The following is a 21,556-nucleotide window of genomic DNA, read 5'->3' on the forward strand; positions in this document are numbered from 1 at the left end:
ATTTGAAACATTTCGCATTTATTATTAACAGTACAAATTACACTTTATTTCTTTGGTTGCGGGAACAGGATTTGAACCTGTGACCTTCGGGTTATGAGCCCGACGAGCTGCCAGACTGCTCCATCCCGCGTCCGATTCGACGTACTTGTCGTCGAGAGGTGAGACTATAGCAAACCTAGCCATTTACTGCAAGAACATTCGCAGCTTTATTTATGTAATTTTGGATTTATTGAGGTTAATGCCCGCGCAAAACAATCCGCTAGCGCATTACACTGCGCACGTAGTCTAGATCATCTTGTGTATCCACGCCTGCGGTTGGTGCATTTTGAGAAATTGATACTGAAATTTTATATCCATGATGTAGTACACGAAGCTGCTCTAATGACTCTATCTGCTCTAGCGTACTTGGCTGAAGATTCGCATATTGTTTTAGGAATTTTGCGCGATATGCATAGATACCTATATGTCTATAAATAGGCATTTTATCGGGCAAGTCTAAATTTGCACCAAAAGCATCTCTAGGATATGGGATCGGTGCGCGACTGAAATAAAGTGCATTACTTTGCGAATCCAACACCACTTTCACAATATTAGGATTTAAGAAATCCGCTTTGCTGTGTATTGCATGGCATGCAGTTGCCATGACTGACTCAGGATGATTGCTTAAAGTGTTAGCGACTTCAACAATTAAAGAAGCTTCTATTAGAGGCTCATCACCTTGCACATTAACGACAATCGCATCGTCAGACCACAGCTGCGCCATCGCAACTTCTGCGATTCGATCGGTGCCGCTTACATGATCCACGCTGGTCATCATTCCTTGATGACCATATTGCATGACCGCATCTAAAATACGCGAGTCATCGGTTGCAACGACGATTTGTTTCGCGCCGCTATTTTTTGCGCGTTCCGCCACCCATACCACCATTGGTTTGCCAGCAATATCTAGCAGCGGCTTACCAGGCAGCCTAGTGCTGGCATAGCGAGCTGGGATTACAACATAAAACTCTGGGACTTTAGACTTCAACTTATGCAAGCTCTTCATCAGTTAGCTTACGTGCTTCTTCTTCGAGCATTACAGGGATACCATCCTTAATGGGATACGCCAAACCTGCAGATTTCGAAATCAACTCGTTTGTCGCTTTATTAAAGATGAGTGAGCCTTTAGTCACGGGGCATACTAAAATTTGTAGTAGTTTTGTATCCATCATTAAATTCCTAATTTTTGCAAAATAAGTTTAGCTAGAGATGTTTGATTTGTACTGCTTATTGTCGCTGCTACGGGTAAGCACCATGTATCACTCGTAGTAAATGCTGAACATTTTACTGCATCTTTTTCTGTCATTAGAATAGTTTTACCTGAGAGCTGCATTAAGTCATGCTTTGTAAATGCATGATGATCAGCAAATGGCTTAGGCTCAAATTGTAGACCCAAATCAGACAATTGATTAAAAAACCGCTCAGGATTACCTATACCAGCAATCGCTACTAATGTTTTATCAGCAAAATAGCTAGCGGGCTGCTTAGCTCCTGAACCATCAACAGACTCAAAGAGCTCGCCTTGCAAAGTCATGTTAAATATCGGTGCTTGCTTAACCTCTTTAAAGGTATCAACAAAGGCTGTTCCTTTACCACTATCTACAATTGCATCAACAAATTTTAACCTTGTAAATTTTTCTCGTAGTGGTCCAGCGGGTAATAATCGTTGATTACCAAACTTGCTATTTGAATTGACTAAGGCAATCTCAATATTGCGCCCCAAGGCGTAATGTTGCAATCCATCGTCACTAATAATCACATTGCATTGTGGATTTTCTTGCAATAAAGCTTGTCCAGCTGCGGCTCGATTTGCGCCAACAAACATTGGACAAGCCGTGCGCTTGCTGATTAAAACGGGCTCGTCTCCAACTAGCCGTGGATCACTATCTGCAAATACTGGTGTTGCTAGCTTTGATTTCCCGCCATAACCTCGACTTACAATTCCAGGCTTGTAACCTGCGAGCTGTAGTTGTTCTGCCAGCCAAATAACAAATGGCGTCTTACCTGTTCCGCCTACGTTAACATTACCAACAACAATCACTGGCACACTTAAGCGAGTGCTTTTTAATAAACCGACGTTATATAAGGCTTTTCTAACAGAAATGACAACAAGAAAAATCCAAGAAAGTGGAATCAGCAGAATATGCCACAAGCTATAGGAAGACCACTGTTTTTGAAACCAACTATTCATTAGTCAAGCGGATAATTAAGTCGTTAATTGAATTGCTTTTGATACAACTTAGCATAATGACCACCTTGCGCAATTAGCTCACGATGCGATCCGCTCTCAACGATTTCACCTTGCTCCATTACCATAATTCTGTCTGCATTTTCCACCGTGCTTAAGCGGTGTGCGATTACAATGCTGGTTCTATTTTGCATAAGCATATCCAATGCAGCCTGAACATGTTGTTCGGATTCAGTGTCCAGTGCAGATGTCGCTTCATCTAATAACAGTATAGGTGCATTTTTTAATATTGCTCGGGCGATAGCAATGCGTTGGCGCTGCCCTCCGGACAAACGCACACCTCTATCACCAATTTCATTTTGCAGACCTTTTGGCAACTGCTGAATAAAGTCCCAAGCAAATGCTGCTTTTGCAGCTTTAATCACATCGGCTTCACTTGCGTTGCGTAAAACTCCGTAAGCAATATTATTAAAAACTGTATCATTAAATAAAATAACATCTTGGCTTACTAAGGAAAATTGCTGACGCAAATCGGCTAGCGGCACGGAGCGCATATCAACGCCATCGAGCAAAACTTGACCTTGCTGAAGCTCGTAAAATCTAGGTAGTAAGTTGACTAGTGTGGTTTTACCTCCGCCAGAACGCCCTACCAAAGCCAATTTCTCTCCGGGTCTTATCATAAAGCTGACGTCTTTCAGCGCAGGACGCTTGGCATTATTGTAAGTGAGGCTCACACTCTTAAATTCAATTTCACCTTTGCTATGACCGAAGGCTTTATCACCTTCATCCGACTCTGGCTTAATATCAATTACACCGAATACACTTTGAGCGGCTGCAAGTGCCACTTGGACATCTTCATTCATCGCGGTTAGATTTTTAATTGGAGCAATCAACATTAACAGCGCCCCAACAAACGCGGCAAACTCACCTGCGCTAAAGCGACCAACTGCATAATAAACAACTAAGCCCAACGAAACGGCAGCTAGCAACTCTACAACCATACTATTTAAGCTAGAAAGGCGAGCCAATCGAATCTGCATATGTCGATTACTCTTAACTACTTTTGCAAAGCGCTCATTTTCGTAAGTTTGAGCGCCAAATATTTTAACAATGCGCTGCCCAGAAACAGCCTCTTCCGCCACCTTAGTCATTTCACCAATCGACGACTGCACCTCTTTGCCTGCATTGCGAAGCTGGGGAGTCATGGTTTTTAGATAAAATGCCATGATAGGTGCGATTAAGAAAAAAATCATGGTCAATCGCCAGTCTAAATAGATCATATAGCCAACGATACCAACAGTGGTGAGTGAGTCGCGCACTAATGTTAAGGAAGACTTGGTCGCCGCATTAGCCATTTGCTCAACATCATAGGTAATTTTGGAAATCAAAATTCCCGCAGATTGCTCATCAAAATAGCTGATAGGCAGTCGCATAAGTTGGCGGAAAATGTCTATGCGCAAGTCGCCAACAACACGGCGTGCAACCCAACGCATAGAAAAACTAGAGAGGAATCCTGAGAGTGCACGAAATGCCAATAAGCCAAACAGCATATAAGGCAGATACCTCACCATATCAGGACTCTGCTTCACAAAGCCTTCATCGGTCACTTGTTTGATAGTGGCCAAAAAGAGCGTATTGCTGGCGGACAAAAACACCAAAGCGAGTACGCCGCTCAGAAAAACTAATTTATATTTCCACGCATATCTAAATAGACGTAAATATAAAATTTTTGAACTGGGTATGCCCGAAGTATTTAACTTTTGCATTGCTTCTTTAACGGTAGATTTCGACATTTTTACCGTCAACGTTGAAAATCAAAAAATAAATATGAAAAATTGAAAATCAAGAACCTGCTTTTGATTGCGTCGCGAACGTAATATGCGTATACCCTGCTGTGCGCGAGGCTTCCATAACGTCAATAACAAATTGAAATGCGCTTTTAGCGTCAGCGTTTATAATGATAGTTGGCTCTTCCTTACTACCATTGACTGCTGCTTGAAGTGCTGCGCTAATCCCCTCAACTGATGAGTTAGCTATTCCTTTGCCATTCACGATATATTTGCCTGCTGCATCGACGCCCACTTCAATGGTCAATGGTTTTTCTTGCGGCGCATTGGCTTCAGCTGTTGGTAGATTAATTTGCAATTCACTTGTACGCGAGAATGTAGCACTCACGACCAAGAAAATAATAATCACTAGCAATACGTCGATTAAAGGCACGAGATTCATCTCTAGCTCTTCATGGCGCTTTCCACGTTGAAAATTCATGTTGTATTCCTTTAACTAAATTCGCTTCAAATCATATTAGAACAAGTCACTTTTACAGTGTCAGCGCAGTGAGCGCGGCAAGTAAGAGCAAGACTATATCAATATGATTTAACACGAACTATTTGCGTTCACCGTGAATAATTTCAATCAGCTTAATCGCTTGTTGCTCCATACCCACCAACAAGTCATCTACTTTAGAACGGAAATAGCGGTAAGCAATCATCGCTGGTACTGCGACTACAATACCTGCTGCAGTGTTATACAAAGCTACAGAAATACCACGCGCAAATTGAGCAATATCATGGCCTGTACTAGTAAATGCGCCAAACAGCTCAACCATACCAATTACCGTACCTAAAAGCCCTAACAATGGCGCAACAGTTGCAATAGTGCCGAGTGTAGAAAGGTATTTTTCTAAATTATGCGCAACTGCGCGGCCAGTTTCTTCAATGGCTTCTTTAGTCACTTCACGTGAGTTTTTTGCATTAGATAGTGCGCTAGCAAATATCTGCCCTAACAATGAGTGCAGCTCTAAGCGGCCGATTGTTTCTTTAGTCACACCGCCTTTATTAAGCCATGCTTGCACTTCTGGCAGTAGGCTTGGTGGCGCTACTGTGCTCTCACGCAAGGCAAAAGCGCGCTCGCCGATAATGGCCAAGGCTACTACTGACGCGATGATTAGCGGCCAAATTGGCCAACCCGCTGCTAAAATAATTTGCCACACAGTGCAACTCCTAAAAATTCTATATTAATCGTGATGAATCGTTTGTAAAAAACTTGCCAGTACTTATCCCCGATACTTTAGCTTGTCGTCTGCATTTGGGCAAGCTTCTAGTGCATTGCTTTTACAAACTTTACATGTCTCTAGTATTTAATGATTGGTTTAATTAAGAGGCTCAAAGCTATCTTGCCAATAGCGTTTGTATTGATTTCGCCAACTTATAATTTGAATATTACGCTTACTCACAAAGCTCATTTCAATCGCACCATTGAAATCAGAGCGATACAGCAAGCTTTGTGTTGCTTGGTAGCGTTCAAACACTACGGGTTTAGGGTGACCAAAGCGGTTCAAATAGCCATTAGTAAAAATGCTAACGCTAGGCGCTACCGCCGCAATAAAATCAAGCGTTGAAGAGGTTTTACTGCCGTGATGCGGTACGACTATCACATCGCTTTTTAACTTATCTGCCTCTAAATAAATCAATTCAATCTCATCAGGTTTTTCAATATCACCCGTCAGTAAAACACTGCCTGCTTGACTGGTTACCTTTAGCACGCAACTTCGGTCATTATCTTTAATGCGTTCATCATCATAACTTTCAGCACGCGGATGCAGTATTTCAAATGCTACACCATCCCAAACCCAGCGTTGACCTGCGAAACAATGCATTTTTCTTTGTGTAGATGGAATGTCCGCATCTTCTGGCAGTGAGCTATCAAGCCACACAACAGGCATGAGTGCTAACACAGACGCCATACCGCCACTGTGGTCAATATCATTATGGCTTACAACAAAGCCATCCACTTTTTTGATGCCTTCGCCATGTAAAAATGGCACCACTATTCGACTGCCTGCATCGCTCTGCTCATTATATTTAGGACCTGAATCGTAGACTAAACTGTGTTTTGCCGTTTGTACTACCACGCTTAAACCTTGCCCAACATCTAATACAGTCACTTTCATATCGCCTAACGTGGGTGGTGTTGGCACAAGCATTAACATCGGAAGAAATCCCAGCAAACCCATCCACCGCATGGGGAAACCTCGTGGTAGTAATAACCAAAGCACACCTAGCATTGCAGGAATCAATGTCCACGGAGCTGGCTCGTGTTGTTGCCAAGTAGCCATCGGCAGTTGATTCAGCCACTTAAGTGCATACATACCAACTTCTAGCGCTTTATAGGACAAATGCAGCGGCATATCCGTCAACACACTCGCAGGTAAAAAGCTTCCAAGTAATGCCAATGGCGTCACAACAAAGCTAATCAATGGAATTGCGAAGGCATTGGCAATGGGCGAAACGATTGATGCTTGCCCAAACATGATGAGCAGTAATGGCAACATGCCGATGGTAACCGCATATTGCGTTTTTAGCGCGGATTGAAACCAATGAATTTGACCAACACGCCCGCCCAGCGCATAAGCCAACATTGCAACAGCACCAAACGACAACCAAAAACCAGGGGAACTTACTGCCCAAGGGTCGAGCAAAACCACAATCAACAACGCCATTGCTAAGACTTGTGCGATAACTAATTGCCGCCCCGACCACAATGCCACAGCAAACACCAAAAACATGTAAAAAGTACGTTGTGATGGCACAGAAAATCCCGCTATCAATGAATAGGTTAAAGCAACCACCACGCCCGCAATCGTTGCCGCTTTGCGTGCGGGAAGTTGCATTACCAATTGGTGACTTCGCCGCCAGAAAAAACTCACAAAACCAAATGCCAATCCAGCCAGCATAGTGATATGAAGCCCAGAAATCGACATCAAGTGCGAAGTGCCTGTGCGCAAAAATACTTGCCAATCTTTAACATCAATTTGACTATCATCACCCATCACCAGCGCTTGAATAATGCCGCTATACGGCTTGCCTGCCAGTACTTTTGTAATGCGTTTTTGTACCGTTTCACGCAAATGCTCAACCACATAACTAGGCCGCCAAACAAAGTTGTCTAACTTTTTAATACCAGCTTTGGTTTTAATACTACCTGTGGCTCGTATGTTTTCCGCCAGCGCCCAAGACTCAAAATCAAAGCCATGCGGATTCACTGTGCCGTGCGGTCGCTTTAGCCGAACTGACAGCAACCAACGTTCACCCGCTTTGAATTGATTGGAATCAGCAGTATCTTCTTCAGCGTATTTATTATCACCATTAGCACTTGTACGATATTGATTCAGGCTAATGTGTTTGGGCACCACTGCGCCCTTTGTTAATATCTTTTCTACATCGAATTTAAAGCGCTCGCCACGCTCCGTAGCTTCTGGCACACTCGCTACCACGCCCTCAATGGCAATGGTTTTTTGCTCCCAAGCGTGGGGTAGCTCATCACTCATTCGCCAATTGGCAAAACCTGCTGCCCAGCAAACGCCGAATAAAAAAGCGGCGCCGCATATTAGCGTATTTTTAAAAAATTGAGAGGTATATGAGTTTGAAGAAAAACGAGAATGCATTTGCGTGATTAGAATCGCAATCACTACAAATGACGCAGACACTAGCCAAGTCTGACTTGGTAATTGCGCTAATTGCTGTAGATTCCAAGCACCAAAAACAAACATCAGTGCTACAAAAATCATACTGTTTATAGCTTACAAAGGTTGTAACTTGCCGTCAACCAACTTATATTGACGCTGCATTTTCTTAGCAAGCTCTAGATCATGCGTTACCACCACCAAGCTTCTTTGTTGTACTTGATTCACTTCCAGCAACAAATCAAACACCGCATGTGCTGTATGTCGATCGAGGTTGCCAGTAGGCTCATCTGCCAAAATACATTGCGGTTGCGTTACTAGCGCACGTGCTACGGCGGCACGTTGACGCTCACCGCCTGAAAGTTCACCAGGCATGTGTTCCATACGATGCTTCAAGCCAACTTTAGTGAGCGTTTCAGCCGCCAATGTAAGCGCTTGCTCTCGCGGCATGCGGCGAATAAACAAGGGCATGGCGACATTTTCAAGCGCAGTGAACTCTGGTAATAAGTGATGAAACTGATAAACAAAACCCAACGATTGATTGCGAATTTCGCCTTTTTTTGCTTCGCTCATGGCAGCGAGGTTCTGGTCAAGAATATGCACCTCACCACTACTTGGCGCATCTAAGCCGCCCAGCAAATGTAATAAAGTACTTTTTCCAGATCCAGAGGTGCCAACAATCGCAATCTGCTCCCCCGCACCCACACTCAAGTCTATGCCGTTCAGTACAGCGACGTCCAAGCCTTCATAGGTTTTATGTAAGGCCTGACAGGAGACAATGCTATTCATCGTACTACTCACTACGCTACTCATACCTTAATGCCTCGGCAGGGTTGATTTTGCTAGCGCGCCAGCTAGGATATAGCGTGGCAAGCAGACTTAATACAAACGAGACAATCACAATCGTAATCACGTCAGACCAAATCAAATCTGAAGGCACTTCGCTAATCTGGTAAACATCTTTTGCCAAAAATTGTATGTGAAACAGGCCTTCAATAAACGGAATAATCACATCAATATTCAAAGCAATAATCACTCCAAATACGGCACCTATCAAGGTGCCGATTAAACCAATTAACGCACCTTGCACAATAAAAATTGCCATAATGCTGGCTGGGCTTGCGCCAAATGTGCGCATAATCGCAATGTCGGCACGCTTATCTGTCACCGCCATCACTAGCGTGGAAACAATATTAAACGCAGCAACTGCAACGATTAAGGTCAAAATAATGAACATCACACGCTTTTCCATTTGCACGGCTTTGAAAAAATTCGCATGTTGCTGCGTCCAATCGGTCACATAATACGCACCTGTCGGATTGGATGCACCATTCAAGTCTTTAGAAATTGTAGCGGCTACATTAGGTGCAATAAATAAATCATCAAGCTTTAAGCGGACGCCCGATACCTTATTGTCCATACGGTACAACTTCGCGGCGTCATCCATATGAATAAGCGCTAGGCCAGCGTCATACTCCTGCATGCCACTGCTGAACAAGCCAATCACGGTAAACTGCTTTAAACGTGGCACGACGCCTGCTGGCGTAAACTGCCCTTGCGGCGCCATCACCACCACTTTGTCACCCATTTGCGCACCTAAGTTATACGCCAAATCCGTGCCTAAAATAATGCCAAATTCGCCTGCACGTAAATCATTTAAGCGGCCAACGCGCATGCTCTTGCCTAAATCAGCGACTTTATCTTCAGCCGCAGGCAACACACCGCGAATAATGGCGCCTTGAACGCCTTGACCATAGCTCAACATAGCCTGTGCGGCAATGTAAGGAGCACTCGCCAACACGTGTTCACGCTTAACGGATGACTCTGCAATACTTGACCAATTAGAGAGCGTGTTATTACTGCCCGTAATTTCCAAATGCGACGCCACACCCAAAATTCGCGTGCGTAGATCTTTTTGAAAGCCATTCATCACGGAGAGCACAATAATGAGCGCAGCCACGCCAAGCGCAATGCCAATCATACTGGTGAGCGAAATAAATGAAATGAAATGATTTTTACGTTTGGCGCGCGTGTAGCGCATACCAACGAATAATTCAAATACGGAAAAACTGGCGATAATGGATTTTATTTTTTGTAACATAGGCTAAATTCTAACAGGGTTACAGATTCGTTTAGGAACAAATTGTAATCATGCGTCATGTAAAGTTTGTTCATTTAGAACTTAGTCGTTTTGATGGGCGAATACTTACTTAAAAATAAATCTTACGTAAATGAGATGACTTTAATGAGCAAGCGCCTCCGCCATTAATTGCGGATTGAATGAAGTTCCTTTAGTTTCCAGTAAAGAACTTAAAGCTGCGGGTTTGTGTTTAAGATAGCCCTGAGTAAAATCTACGCCCATTTCCTTAAGCATATTTTCTACGGCTTGGCTTTCAACCCATTCAGCAATCGTTTTTTTGCCTGTGACTTTAGCCACCTCTGCAATACAACGTACAGTGGCCTGACCAATCTTATTTTCAAGTAAATCGGTGATAAATTGTCCATCTATCTTTAAATAATCTACTGCCAAGCTATTTAAATAGCCAAAAGATGAAACACCACTGCCAAAATCGTCAAGAGAGAATTTAATGCCATGCCCATTCATTGCTTGAATAAAGTGTTGGGCGTCAACAATATTAGTGATTGCTGCAGTTTCAGTCACCTCAAAGCAAAGCTTGCTACAGTCAATCGCTGTCGTTTCAATGAGATTCAATACGTCCCGATGAAAAGCAATATCGCTTAAAGACTGCCCTGAAAGATTCACCGAAATAGCTTCGATATGGCTGAGCGAGTCAGCATTGACTTTCATCCACGCAAATATTTGTGCAATCACCCAACGATCGATGCGCGACACAAGATTAAATCGTTCCGCTGCAGGTAAGAAAGCGTCTGGTTGAATATATCCGCCCGACTTGTCTTTCATGCGAATGAGAATTTCGGCATGCTCTAAACCTTGATGTTTGAGCGGCATAATACGCTGACAAAACAACACAAAACCATCGTACTCCAAAGCCTGTTCAATACGACTCACCCACTGCACATCATTTCTATGCGTTTCGGTTAAATGATCATCATAATAAAGATGCAGCCGATTTCGGCCAGCCAGTTTTGCCTCATAACATGCACTATCTGCCGCCTGCATCAAACTTGTATCGCTAGACCAGTTTTTATCGATCATCACCAAACCCAAGCTAGCATCTACGCAAAAGCGTTGTTCATTACACACAAATTGAAACGCTTCAATTGCACGGCAAATTTTCTTTGCAATGGCTATCGCTTTTGCAGTGTCACATTTATACAGAATCACAGCAAACTTATTTTCGCTTATCCTAGCCAGTGTGTCGGTATTGCGAATACATGATTGCATAATGGCGCTGACTTCTTTAAGCAAAGCGTCATTGGCAGAATGTCCAATGCTATCACTCACGGTTTTCAGCTGCTCCAAATCGATGTACATCAAGGCATTTTGCAGATCTAATCCGCGGTTTTCGTTGATAAATTTTTGTAGCCTATGCTCAAATTCAGCCCGATTAACTAGGCCAGTCAACGCGTCGTGTGTGGTGCGGTACGAAAGCTCCTCCGCCATTTGGCGCTGCACAGCCATATCGTTAAATACTAAAACCACACCTATCGTTTTGCCTTCGCTATCTAATATAGGCGAAGCCGCATCTTTAATGGTTGCAGCTAAGTTGCTAGACTTAGATTCAATTGCATTGATGATACTTTCACGAGCCAGCAGCGCTCTACTCGCCGCTGTTTTGGCTTTATACCAAAGGCGTTGCTTGCCCAGTAATCGACTCGACGAGACTTTAGAAGAGGTTTTAGTCCCATACGTTTCTTTTGCCTGCTTGGCTAACCCATCAAACAAGCGCTCAGACGCAGAATCTAACGCTATTGAGCGTTTAAGTCTGGCAGACCGAGCTTGTTCATTTTTTGCTAACTTTGCGGATTGCATGATAATTAACCTTTAGTTCTCGCTTGCCAAATCCAACTAAATCTAAATTCAACTAGATTTTGACAAGCGCCTATCACTTTAATTTACAGCATGACCAATATTTTGCAGCCGACAATAAAAGCTGCATTCTGTAGTCAGATTAGCCATTCGAATTTAATACGCTACAGTATCCACGCAAGCATATTGACCACCAAGTCATGCAACAAGTCTGATAAAATTACGATATGTTTACAGGAATCATACAGACCATCGGTCAAATCGAACGCGTCACGCCAATGGGTGACGATGTAAAACTCAACATTAGCTGCACTGGGCTAGATATGCAGGACGTTAAAGTTGGCGACAGCATCGCAGTAAACGGCGTTTGCCTCACTGCCATCACTTTCAACGAATCACATTTCGAAGCGCATGTTTCCAAAGAGACTTTGTCTGTTACGCTTGGACTGGATAAGACAAATGCAGTCAATCTGGAAAAAGCACTGCGATTAAGTGACAGACTGGGCGGCCACTTAGTAAGTGGTCATGTGGATGGCGTTGGCGAAGTAGTGTCTTTTGAGCCACTAGGTGACTGTTGGAAGCTGGATATTCGCGCGCCACATGCTATTTCAAAATACATATCAATGAAAGGTTCCATCTGTGTGAATGGCGTGAGCCTAACCGTGAACAGCATTGCCTCAGATGTATTTAGCATTAACTTAATTCCACATACGATAGAAAATACCACCCTGCAATTTTTAAAAGCTGGCAGTCAGGTTAATTTAGAAGTTGACCAAATTGCGCGCTATGTAGAACGCATGACGCTCTGGGCTGCAGAGCCTGTAAGCAACTAGTAAACAAGAAACTAAGGAAACATCGACTTACATGAGTAACAACCAAACCATCAGCACTGCAACTATTCGCTCTGCATCTATTAGTTCTGCACTAGAGATTATTGAAGAAATCAAACACGGCCGCATGGTAGTGTTAGTTGATGACGAAAATCGCGAAAATGAAGGTGATTTAGTCTTAGCGGCTGAGTTCTCCACCGCAGAACATATCAACTTTATGGCTAAACATGGCCGTGGTTTGATTTGCTTAACCTTGACGGAGGACCGTTGCCGTCAATTAAACCTAACAAAAATGGTGCAAAAAAACGGCGCGCACATGGGCACTAATTTCACGGTATCTATTGAAGCCGCTGAAGGTGTTACGACTGGTATTTCTGCCGCAGACCGCTCACGCACAGTGCAAGCGGCGGTGGCAAAAGATGCTAAGCCACAAGATATTGTGAGCCCTGGGCATATTTTCCCGCTCGCGGCGATGGATGGTGGCGTATTAGTCCGTGCGGGTCATACTGAAGCGGGTTGTGACTTAGCTAAGTTAGCGGGCTGCGAACCTACCAGCGTGATTTGCGAAATATTAAAAGATGACGGCAGTATGGCGCGTTTGCCAGACTTAATGCTGTTTGCCGCCGAACATCAACTTAAAATCGGCACGATTGCAGATTTAATTCAATATCGCGCACAAACTGAACGCCTAGTTGAGCGCGCGGCAGAGCGCACGATTCAAACGCCTTATGGCGAAATGAAGCTGATTGCTTATCGCGATAAAATCGCTAAAGAAACGCATTTAGCGCTTATTAAAGGCGAACCAAAAGCAGCACAAGAAACATTGGTACGTGTGCATGAGCCGCTGTCTATTTTTGACCTACTCGATAGCAGTAGTTGCACACACAGCTGGAACACACTTGATGCGATGAAAGTGATTGCTAATGCCGAGTCTGGCGTGATGGTGTTATTGCATCAGCAAGAAACTGGCGAAGCGATTATCGAGCGTATTCAAGGTGCGGATGAGAAAATACGCATTAACCAAGAGTTGCGAACTTACGGTATTGGTTCACAAATCTTGTTAGACATTGGTGTGGGTAAAATGAAGTTACTTGCTACGCCACGCAAAATGCCAAGCATGACGGGATTCGGACTTGAAGTAACAGGATATTTAGAGTCGAACAGCAGCAACTAAATCATTATAATAAACAACTAGATATGTTAGAATAAAACCATTGGAAAACATCAATCTCACAGGTCACTTTCTCATCGCGATGCCCGCTTTGACAGACCCATTTTTCGCAAAATCCGTTACATTTATCTGCACTCATAATCAAGAAGGTGCAATGGGCGTGATGATTAACCGCCCTACCGATATAACTTACGACACGCTTTTTGAAAAAATCAAAGTAGAGCTACTGAATTTTGCAGTGGCTGACACGCCGGTGTTGTATGGAGGACCAGTACAGCCCGAGCGTGGCTTTGTTCTGCACGAAATATCGGCGGGCGAATGGGATAGCACCATCACAATTGCAGAAAATACCGCACTTACCACCTCTAAAGACATTTTAGAATCTGTCGCGATTGGTAGCGGCCCAGCAAAAATGCTGCTGACATTAGGTTATGCAGGTTGGACGCCAGGCCAACTTGAAGAAGAAATCAAACAAAACTCATGGTTATCCGTACAGGCAAAAGATGTAGAAACCTTACACAAAATTCTGTATGAGTTAGATTATGATGAAAAACTCAATGCCACCATGGCGTTATTAGGGGTTGACCCTGCTATGTTGTCTGATGTGGCAGGTCACGCTTAATGAGCATCACAGCACACGGCCAACTGATTGATAACGAAAACGTTTATGATGAAAAAATAGTATTAACTAGCACCGTGCTATGTTTTGATTTTGGCGAACAAAGAATAGGTGTAGCAGTTGGCGAGCACTTATTGGCCACAGCCAATCCGCTACTAACGATAGACAATGAAAGCAACGAAATTCGCTTTGAAGCGATTAGCAAAATAGTAAAAGAATGGCAGCCAAAGTTACTCATTGTGGGCTTGCCATTAAGTGTAGATAGCGCAGAAACTAGCGTCACGCAACTCTGTAAAAAGTTTGCAAGGAGGTTGAATGGCCGCTTTAATTTACCCGTCATGCTCATTGATGAACGCTACAGCTCAGTTGAGGCGAGCGACTTACTGAATCAATCTGGCATTAAGGGACGTGCGCAAAAAGAAATGTTGGATCAAGTCGCTGCTCAAACCATTTTGCAAAGCTATTTTAACGGACTATAAATGTGAAAGATGATGACAGGTAAAATACAGAAATGACTTCAAAAAACATCTCATTACCTAACGCTGAAGACCTGCTGAAAACGCTGGCTCAAAAACTCCAACCATTATTACAAGCCAATACTGCACTCGTCGGCATTCAAAGCGGCGGCGTTTGGTTAATGCAAAAATTACTAGTTTTGTTAGAAAAAGACATCGCCGCCAATGCTATTGAGCACGGCACCTTAGATGTGTCTTTTTATCGCGATGATTACGAAAAGCGCGGCTTAAAGGCTGAAAATCGCCCGAGCCAGATTCCATTTGATGTTGAAAACAAACACATTATCTTGATTGATGACGTTTTTTACACAGGTCGAACCACGCGCGCAGCCATGAATGAGCTATTTGATTATGGTCGCCCTGCTAGCATCACCTTAGTGACGATGGTAAACCGCGGTGGTCGTGAGCTACCAATTGCACCACAAATTACCGCGATTGATATCTTTTTAGATGCCAGTCAGAATTTGCAACTCATACAAAACCAAAATGGCAACCTAAGCCTTGAACTTCAATCTAAATCAGGTACAGCTAACTCAGGTAACCACGTATGAATAACCCGCAATTAGATGCCGATGGACGCTTACGACACTTGCTTTCTATTGAAGGCTTACCTAAAAGAATATTGAATCAAATATTAGATACTGCAGAATCTTTTGTCGGCGTCGCCGAGCGTGAAGTTAAAAAAGTACCCCTTTTACGCGGCAAAACGGTATGCAACCTGTTTTTCGAAAATAGCACCCGCACCCGCACCACCTTTGAAATTGCCGCTAAGCGCCTTTCAGCCGATGTCATTAGTTTGAATGTGAATACCTCTTCGCAATCCAAAGGCGAAACCATTTTAGATACAGTCGACAACTTAATTGCTATGCACGCGGATATGTTTGTGGTGCGCCATTCGCAGTCTGGCGCGGCGCATTTTATTGCTAAACACGTGCCTGATCATATTCACGTGATTAACGCTGGCGATGGCCGCCACTCACACCCAACGCAAGGTTTGCTGGATATGTTCACCATACGTAAATACAAACCAGACCTGCATAATCTGCGTGTGGCAATTGTTGGCGATGTGCTGCATTCGCGTGTAGCAAGATCTGAAATTCACGCTTTAACCACATTAGGCGTGCCAGAAGTGCGTGTCATTGCCCCAAAAACGCTGCTTCCAACGCAAGTAGAAAAGCTAGGTGTGCATGTATTTCATGACATGAAAGCTGGATTAAAAGATGTAGATGTCGTCATGATGTTACGTTTACAGAACGAGCGCATGAATGGAGCAATGCTACCTAGCGCACAAGAATACTTTAAAACCTACGGCCTAACGCAAGACAAATTAAATCTTGCTAAACCAGACGCTATCGTACTGCACCCAGGGCCGATGAACCGCGGTGTAGAAATTGATTCTAGCGTAGCGGATGGCAGCCAATCAGTCATTCTGCCGCAAGTCACTTACGGCATCGCCGTAAGGATGGCAGTGATGGCGATGCTGGCAGGCGGGCAAAATTCTGGCAGCCAAGCGGGGAGCCAAGCATGAAAATTCAAATCAAAAATGGTCATGTCATAGACCCTAAAAACAACATCGATAGTCAACTAGACGTGTTCATTGCTGCAGGCAAAATAGTCGCGCTAGGCAAAGCGCCTGAAGGCTTTATTGCCAGCCAAACCATCGATGCTAGCAACCTAATCGTCTGCCCTGGGTTAGTTGATTTATCTGCAAGATTACGTGAGCCTGGCGATGAATATAAAGCAACGCTTATTAGCGAACTACAAGCTGCGGTAGCTGGTGGCGTCACTAGCCTTGCCTGCCCGCCAGATACTGACCCAGTGTTAGATGAACCCGGATTAGTAGAGATGCTCAAGCATCGTGCTAAACAGCTTAACCTTGCCCATGTGTACCCGCTTGGCGCGCTTACACGCCAACTGCAAGGTAAAGTGTTATCAGAAATGGGCGAGCTACGTGAAGCAGGTTGCGTGGGCTTCTCACAAGCCAATATTGCCATTACCGATACACAAGTGCTTTGGCGTGCAATGGAATACGCAGCTACTTTTGGCTTTACTTTATTCCTGCACGCTGAAGAGCCATTTTTAGCCAAAGATGGCGTTGCGCATGATGGCGAAGTCGCTAGTCGATTAGGCTTAAAAGGTATTCCAAGCGCAGCAGAAGCACTGGCACTTGCTAGCATATTGCGGATCGCGAAAGAAACTGGGGCACGCATTCATATCAGCCGTTTATCAACAGCGGAAGGCGTGGACATGATTCGTGAGGCTAAAAAACATGGCGTGAATATCACTTGCGATGTGAGCGCCAACCATTTGCACCTGACCGAGCATGACATTGGGTTCTTTGATGCCAACTGCCATCTCAAACCACCGCTTAGAACGCAGCGCGATAAAGACGCGCTAGGCGCAGGGCTAAAAGATGGCACCATAGACGCTATTTGTTCAGATCACACGCCTGTAGATGATGATGCTAAATTAGCCCCCTTTGCCGAAGCTGAAGTTGGCGCGACAGGTTTAGAGCTACTATTGGCGCTTACACTCAAATGGGCAAATCAAGAGAAATTAAGTTTGGCAAAGGCAATTTCGCTTATCAGCCAGTCTTCAGCAAAAATACTGGGGATTGCCGCCGGAGATTTAAGCGTGAATGCTAACGCGGATATTTGCATTTTTGATACACATGAATACTGGAAAATTGCACCGAGCGCGCTCAAAAGCCAAGGTAAAAACACGCCATTTAATGGCCTAGAAATCGCAGGAAAAGTTAAAACTACTTTAGTTAATGGACAAGTCGTGTATCAATCACTGTAAATTATTGTTAGGTTTGCAGCTAAGCCATTGACGAAAAAAGATAACAAGCGCCCAATATCATGATTCATTAATCAAGTTCGGGTATTTTTACAACTGTTAATAGCAACTTAATAATCGTAACTTAGGAGCGTAATCATGTTTTCATGCTGTTTCTGGTGGTTTTTGATAGGTGCACTCGTTGGCTGGTTACTCAATTGGTTGTTGTGTCGTTTTCTAACTTGCCGCGGCAGTAAATGTTGCAATAAACCATCAAGTTGCTGTGACAATACGCCCAATACGCTATTAGATAGCAAGCCTCCTGAAACACCAGCAGTCAAGCCGTTGGCTCCAAAAGCAGAAGCCCCGAAAGCTAAAGCACCACAAACTGTAGCAGCTAAAAAACCTAAAACTTTTGTACTAGATGCTGCTGCCGCAAAGGCTGCTGGATTCAAGCCTAAAGGCGCTAACGACCTCACCGTTGTAGAGGGCATAGGTCCAAAAATCAGCGAGCTATTCAACAATGCCGGCGTAAGTACGTTTGCACAATTAGCAAAGCAAACTGTGCCGCAAATGCAAAAAGTGTTAGATGACGCAGGCGCACGCTATAAATTAGCCAAACCTGGCACGTGGGCACAGCAAGCCGCATTAGCTGCTGAAAATAAATGGGCTGAACTAAAAGCGCTACAAGAGAAGTTAACTGGTGGCGTTTAAACGAAAGTTTCAATCTTCACGTTATTCTTAGCCTATCGTTCTTGATAGATTTATCGCATAAGGAGCGCTAACCCATGACAAATTCAACACATGGTGTCCAAAAAAGCTGTTGTTGCAGTAGCTATACCTTCTGGACTTGGCTATTAGCCGTATTACTGGCAATCTACTTGTTCTGGCATTGGCAACACGGCCATGGCCCATCTCATGCAGTTGGATGTTGTAATGGCGCTAGTAGTCATGCGGCTCCCGTGGCAGAAAATACCGCCTTCAATTTTACAGCCAGCAATGCACACGGCTATAACGCTGAGGGCGACGCTAGCAAGGTAGCATGGGCTGCAAAATCAGATGAGTTAAGCACTTGGTTTAAGGGTGGGGCAGACTGGGTAATTACTGGGGATGCCGCTAAAGTCACACTAACCGGTAACGTTGATAGCGAAGACATTAAGAAAGCTAAAGGCGTTGAAGCACAAGCTTTTTTTGGTACCAATGTTACGGTTGATAATCAGTTAACAGTAAAGGTGCCAGAAGCTGCACATATCTCCACAGAAACACCCACTGCCAAGCTTTACTTTGACACAGGTAAAACCACATTGCCTGCTGATGCCAGCCAAATACTTGCCGCAACCATCAAATGGCTAAAAGCCAATAGCAATGAAAAGGCCGTGATTTCTGGCTACAGTGATCCACGCGGTAATTTAACTCAAAATGAAGCGCTTTCTAAAAGCCGTGCGAAAGCGGTACGTGAGATGCTAGAGGATGCGGGTATCGATGAAGATAGAATTGAGATGCGCAAACCTGAAATAGTTGAAATCGGTGGAGATTTAGCACAAGCTAGACGCGTTGAGGTTTCAATAGAGTAGTTTGAGTTTATATAGAGATTCACTCAAATAAAAAAGCCGATGAATCTATCGGCTTTTTTATTTGTTAAATCTAACTTTTAAAAAATTACTGGAATACTAAACGATTCCAAGGCTATCAAGCCCCTGCGACAAGTCTTTTCCGTGAGATGCTTTACCATCCAACTTAATTTTGAGTCGAATATCATTCACCGAGTCAGCATTTCGTAAAGTATCTTCATAAGTAATCACATCCGCCTCATGCAAATCAAACAAGGCTTGGTCGAAGGTTTGCATGCCCAACTCACGTGATTTGGCAATAATGGATTTAATTTCATGCACATCGCCTTTAAAGATTAAATCTGAAATTAACGGTGAGTTCAACATCACTTCCATTGCAGCCGCGCGTCCTTTTCCTTCTTTTTTAGGGATAAGGCGCTGTGAAATAAAGGCTCGCGTATTTAGTGATAAATCCATCAGCAACTGATGACGGCGCTCTTCAGGGAAGAAGTTAATAATACGATCTAAGGCCTGATTGGTACTATTTGCGTGCAATGTTGCCATGCATAAGTGACCTGTTTCAGCGAAAGCAATCGCATAATCCATCGTTTCACGGTCGCGAATCTCACCAATCAAAATCACGTCTGGCGCTTGGCGTAAGGTATTTTTGAGTGCGATATGCCAGTTATCCGTATCAACGCCGATTTCACGCTGAGTGACAATGCAATTGATATGCTCATGCACAAATTCCACGGGATCTTCAATGGTGATGATGTGTCCGTAACTATTTTTATTGCGGTAACCCACCATTGCCGCCAAAGAAGTCGACTTCCCTGAACCTGTACCACCCACAAAAATGACCAAGCCACGTTTGGTCATCGCAATGTCTTTCAACACTTCAGGTAAACCTAAATCTTCAAATTCTGGAATTTTTGTAGTAATCGTTCTAAATACTAAGCCCACAGAACCGCGTTGAACGAAAGCATTCACACGAAAACGCGCTACATTTGGAATGCCAATCGCAAAATTACATTCATTAGAAGCATCAAACTCAGAGGTCTGCTTATCATTCATAATAGAGCGTGAAATTTCACGCGCCTGCTGTGCTGATAATACTTGGCTACTGACTGGCGTTAACTTGCCATCTATTTTCATGGCGGGCGGAAATCCAGCTGTGATAAACAAATCGGATGCATTCTTTGCAAGCATCAACCGCAATAAATCAAATACAAACTTTTCTGCCTGACCTTTTTCCATTATTGACCTTTATTGATTTCTGAGACTGCCTTCTAAGACTTAATTTATGCCTAAGTGGCTAATTCTAAATAAATTAACTATATAAAAATTAATTCCAAACTAACCCATAATGGAATCTTTATTCGCGGCTTTTGATCGTGCTTCATTGGCAGAAACCACATTACGTTTTACTAAATCTTGCAGATTTTGATCCAAGGTCTGCATACCCACATTCTGGCCAGTCTGAATAGCTGAATACATTTGTGGAATTTTAGCTTCGCGAATCAAGTTACGAATCGCAGGCGTGCCAATCATGATTTCATGCGCAGCCACACGGCCTTGTTCATCTTTAGTTTTCAATAAAGTTTGTGAAATAACGGCACGTAAAGACTCTGATAGCATAGAGCGCACCATTTCTTTTTCAGCTGCAGGAAACACGTCAATAATACGATCAATTGTTTTGGCCGCAGAACTTGTGTGCAGCGTACCGAACACCATGTGACCAGTTTCAGCCGCTGTCAGCGCCAAACGTATCGTTTCAAGGTCACGCATTTCACCTACCAGAATCACGTCAGGATCCTCACGTAATGCGGAGCGCAAGGCATTATTAAATGATAAGGTATGTGGTCCAACTTCGCGCTGATTGATTAAACACTTCTTAGAAGTATGTACAAACTCAATCGGATCTTCCACCGTAAGAATATGACCGAACTCTTTATCATTAATATAATCAATCATCGCCGCTAGCGTGGTGGATTTTCCTGAACCCGTTGGCCCAGTGACTAAACAAAGTCCGCGTGGTGTATCGGCAATATCTTTAAAAATGGCAGGACAATTAAGTTCCTCCAACGTCAATATTTTAGATGGAATAGTACGAAATACTGCGCCAGAACCGCGTTGATGATTAAAAGCATTGACCCGAAAACGGGCTAAATTAGGAATCTCAAACGAAAAATCGCACTCCAAAGTCTCTTCATACACTTTACGCTGACCATCGCTCATGATGTCGTACACCATATCATGCACTGCGGTATGGTCTAAGGCTGGCACATTAATCTTACGAATGTCGCCATGCACACGAATCATCGGTGGCAAGCCTGCTGAAAGGTGTAAGTCTGAGGCTTTATTTTTAACTGAGAATGCGAGTAAATCTGAAATATCCACAACGTGCTCCTGTTATAATTTTATTGTAGCTGTGATTGTACAGCGCGATT

Annotated in this window: 21 protein-coding genes and 1 tRNA gene; 9 read left to right on the plus strand and 13 right to left on the minus strand. The window is 43.7% G+C overall.

Annotated elements, in window-relative coordinates; all coding sequences use genetic code 11:
* Positions 1-53: 53 nt before the first annotated feature.
* The 11 genes from PSU78_RS00620 to PSU78_RS00670 form a co-directional block, all read right to left on the minus strand.
* A tRNA-Met gene (locus PSU78_RS00620) sits at positions 54-130 on the minus strand.
* Between the two features lie 129 nt (positions 131-259).
* Positions 260-1,027, minus strand: coding sequence for a 3-deoxy-manno-octulosonate cytidylyltransferase (gene kdsB, locus PSU78_RS00625; RefSeq protein ID WP_300382710.1), 768 nt, complete (start codon positions 1,025-1,027; stop codon positions 260-262).
* 1 nt (position 1,028) lies between these two features.
* A complete protein-coding gene (locus PSU78_RS00630) occupies positions 1,029-1,208 on the minus strand; it encodes a Trm112 family protein (protein ID WP_300382713.1) in 180 nt (59 codons plus the stop codon).
* Between the two features lie 2 nt (positions 1,209-1,210).
* Positions 1,211-2,230 (minus strand): tetraacyldisaccharide 4'-kinase, encoded by a 1,020-nt coding sequence (lpxK, locus tag PSU78_RS00635; protein WP_300382716.1) that lies wholly within the window; start codon positions 2,228-2,230, stop codon positions 1,211-1,213.
* Positions 2,231-2,253: 23 nt separating this feature from the next.
* Positions 2,254-4,020 carry a lipid A export permease/ATP-binding protein MsbA gene (gene msbA / locus PSU78_RS00640; RefSeq protein WP_300382719.1) on the minus strand — a complete coding sequence of 589 codons (1,767 nt, stop codon included), beginning with the start codon at positions 4,018-4,020 and terminating at the stop codon, positions 2,254-2,256.
* A 49-nt stretch (positions 4,021-4,069) separates the two neighbouring features.
* Positions 4,070-4,495, minus strand: a complete 426-nt coding sequence (locus PSU78_RS00645; RefSeq protein WP_300382722.1) for a biopolymer transporter ExbD — start codon at positions 4,493-4,495, stop codon at positions 4,070-4,072.
* A 118-nt stretch (positions 4,496-4,613) separates the two neighbouring features.
* Positions 4,614-5,219: a MotA/TolQ/ExbB proton channel family protein gene (locus tag PSU78_RS00650; protein WP_300382725.1), complete on the minus strand. Its 606-nt coding sequence runs from the start codon at positions 5,217-5,219 to the stop codon at positions 4,614-4,616.
* A 159-nt stretch (positions 5,220-5,378) separates the two neighbouring features.
* A complete protein-coding gene (locus PSU78_RS00655; protein WP_300382728.1) occupies positions 5,379-7,796 on the minus strand; it encodes a DNA internalization-related competence protein ComEC/Rec2 in 2,418 nt (805 codons plus the stop codon).
* A 12-nt stretch (positions 7,797-7,808) separates the two neighbouring features.
* Positions 7,809-8,504 carry a lipoprotein-releasing ABC transporter ATP-binding protein LolD gene (lolD, locus tag PSU78_RS00660; RefSeq protein WP_300382731.1) on the minus strand — a complete coding sequence of 232 codons (696 nt, stop codon included), beginning with the start codon at positions 8,502-8,504 and terminating at the stop codon, positions 7,809-7,811.
* A complete protein-coding gene (locus PSU78_RS00665) occupies positions 8,497-9,792 on the minus strand; it encodes a lipoprotein-releasing ABC transporter permease subunit (protein ID WP_300382734.1) in 1,296 nt (431 codons plus the stop codon). Before PSU78_RS00665 ends, lolD begins: the two co-directional genes overlap by 8 nt.
* Positions 9,793-9,933: 141 nt before the next feature.
* Positions 9,934-11,646, minus strand: coding sequence for an EAL domain-containing protein (locus tag PSU78_RS00670; RefSeq protein ID WP_300382737.1), 1,713 nt, complete (start codon positions 11,644-11,646; stop codon positions 9,934-9,936).
* A 224-nt stretch (positions 11,647-11,870) separates the two neighbouring features.
* Between PSU78_RS00670 and PSU78_RS00675 the strand changes: the two genes are divergently transcribed.
* From PSU78_RS00675 to PSU78_RS00715, 9 genes are all read left to right on the plus strand, one after another.
* Positions 11,871-12,476, plus strand: a complete 606-nt coding sequence (locus tag PSU78_RS00675) for a riboflavin synthase (RefSeq protein WP_300382740.1) — start codon at positions 11,871-11,873, stop codon at positions 12,474-12,476.
* Positions 12,477-12,507: 31 nt separating this feature from the next.
* Positions 12,508-13,647: a bifunctional 3,4-dihydroxy-2-butanone-4-phosphate synthase/GTP cyclohydrolase II gene (ribBA, locus tag PSU78_RS00680; protein ID WP_300382743.1), complete on the plus strand. Its 1,140-nt coding sequence runs from the start codon at positions 12,508-12,510 to the stop codon at positions 13,645-13,647.
* Positions 13,648-13,687: 40 nt separating this feature from the next.
* Positions 13,688-14,266 carry a YqgE/AlgH family protein gene (locus tag PSU78_RS00685; RefSeq protein ID WP_300382745.1) on the plus strand — a complete coding sequence of 193 codons (579 nt, stop codon included), beginning with the start codon at positions 13,688-13,690 and terminating at the stop codon, positions 14,264-14,266.
* Positions 14,266-14,742: a Holliday junction resolvase RuvX gene (gene ruvX / locus PSU78_RS00690; protein ID WP_300382748.1), complete on the plus strand. Its 477-nt coding sequence runs from the start codon at positions 14,266-14,268 to the stop codon at positions 14,740-14,742. Before PSU78_RS00685 ends, ruvX begins: the two co-directional genes overlap by 1 nt.
* A gap of 32 nt (positions 14,743-14,774) precedes the next feature.
* Entirely contained in the window at positions 14,775-15,329 is a 555-nt protein-coding gene (gene pyrR, locus PSU78_RS00695) for a bifunctional pyr operon transcriptional regulator/uracil phosphoribosyltransferase PyrR (protein WP_300382751.1), read from the plus strand.
* The gene (locus PSU78_RS00700) at positions 15,326-16,306 is read left to right on the plus strand and encodes an aspartate carbamoyltransferase catalytic subunit (RefSeq protein ID WP_300382754.1); all 981 of its coding nucleotides are present in this window, start codon (positions 15,326-15,328) and stop codon (positions 16,304-16,306) included. The genes pyrR and PSU78_RS00700 overlap by 4 nt, the downstream gene beginning before the upstream one ends.
* Positions 16,303-17,580 (plus strand): dihydroorotase, encoded by a 1,278-nt coding sequence (locus PSU78_RS00705; protein ID WP_300382756.1) that lies wholly within the window; start codon positions 16,303-16,305, stop codon positions 17,578-17,580. Before PSU78_RS00700 ends, PSU78_RS00705 begins: the two co-directional genes overlap by 4 nt.
* A 135-nt stretch (positions 17,581-17,715) precedes the next feature.
* Positions 17,716-18,270: a hypothetical protein gene (locus tag PSU78_RS00710; RefSeq protein ID WP_300382759.1), complete on the plus strand. Its 555-nt coding sequence runs from the start codon at positions 17,716-17,718 to the stop codon at positions 18,268-18,270.
* A 74-nt stretch (positions 18,271-18,344) separates the two neighbouring features.
* The gene (locus PSU78_RS00715) at positions 18,345-19,130 is read left to right on the plus strand and encodes an OmpA family protein (RefSeq protein WP_300382762.1); all 786 of its coding nucleotides are present in this window, start codon (positions 18,345-18,347) and stop codon (positions 19,128-19,130) included.
* A gap of 96 nt (positions 19,131-19,226) precedes the next feature.
* On the opposite strand, the gene PSU78_RS00720 is transcribed toward PSU78_RS00715, so the two are convergent.
* Together PSU78_RS00720 and PSU78_RS00725 are read right to left on the minus strand one after the other, a co-directional pair.
* Positions 19,227-20,363, minus strand: coding sequence for a PilT/PilU family type 4a pilus ATPase (locus PSU78_RS00720; protein ID WP_300382765.1), 1,137 nt, complete (start codon positions 20,361-20,363; stop codon positions 19,227-19,229).
* Between the two features lie 99 nt (positions 20,364-20,462).
* Entirely contained in the window at positions 20,463-21,506 is a 1,044-nt protein-coding gene (locus tag PSU78_RS00725) for a type IV pilus twitching motility protein PilT (protein ID WP_300382768.1), read from the minus strand.
* Between the last annotated feature and the right edge of the window lie 50 nt (positions 21,507-21,556).

This window comes from Methylotenera sp. (assembly GCF_029945705.1).
Taxonomy (GTDB): domain Bacteria; phylum Pseudomonadota; class Gammaproteobacteria; order Burkholderiales; family Methylophilaceae; genus Methylotenera.